Origin of the sequence: Caballeronia terrestris (genome assembly GCF_001544515.1) — a bacterium.
GTDB classification, from domain to species: Bacteria; Pseudomonadota; Gammaproteobacteria; order Burkholderiales; family Burkholderiaceae; genus Caballeronia; species Caballeronia terrestris.
The window spans coordinates 1-693 of the sequence record NZ_FCOL02000577.1 but is presented as its reverse complement, the minus strand read 5'-3'; the positions used below and the strand labels follow the sequence as shown (position 1 = coordinate 693).

At 57.1% G+C, this 693-nt stretch carries 1 protein-coding gene and 1 pseudogene; both read left to right on the top strand.

What is annotated here, in order from left to right; all coding sequences use genetic code 11:
• Positions 1 to 191, top strand: a pseudogene (locus tag AWB67_RS42930) (DUF2254 domain-containing protein); the annotation flags it as partial.
• Between the two features lie 18 nt (positions 192 to 209).
• Positions 210 to 693: carbonic anhydrase (locus AWB67_RS39040; protein ID WP_087660947.1), on the top strand; the 484-nt coding region annotated here is incomplete at its 3' end.

Sequence of the window (693 nt, the reverse complement as noted above, 5' to 3'; positions counted from 1 at the left end):
GTCTACGCGCGGCAATAGAGAATCTCATCCAGAGCCTACCGGAACATCGTCATGACGCTTTGCGCGTCGAGCTGGCACTGCTCGATCGCGCGATCGCCTCTATGTTCCCCTTTCCCGAGGATCTGGCGTTGGCCCGTATCCCCGACTCGCAAGGGCTTGGAGGTTCGGCAACTTCGACAGCACACGACTAGCCCTTTCGGAGGCAAACCATGGACAAACTCATAATGGGCATCGTTGAATTCCGCGAGAAGATGCTACCGCAATACGCGAAGCAATTTAGCGAACTCGCGCTCGCACAGACACCTGATACGCTCTTCATCACGTGCTCGGACAGCCGGGTTGTGCCAGACCTGCTTGCCTCGACCCATCCGGGCGATCTGTTCACGATGCGCAACGTCGGCAACTTGATACCGCCGGTCACTGCGGAAGGGGTCTCTACCGGTGACCTTTCCGAGGCAAGCGCGATCGAATACGCAGCGCTGGTGCTGAAAGTCGCGAATATTGTTGTGTGTGGGCATTCCGAGTGCGGTGCGATGAAAGCCGTGTATACGCGCAGCGCCAAGCTGAAAGCGCCGAACCTCGATAAATGGCTGTACCACGCCAACAACGCAGCGTTTCGCCTCGAACACGAAGGTCCACTCAATGACAGGCTGAAACCGCACGATCAATTGTCGCAACTCAACGTACTTGTGC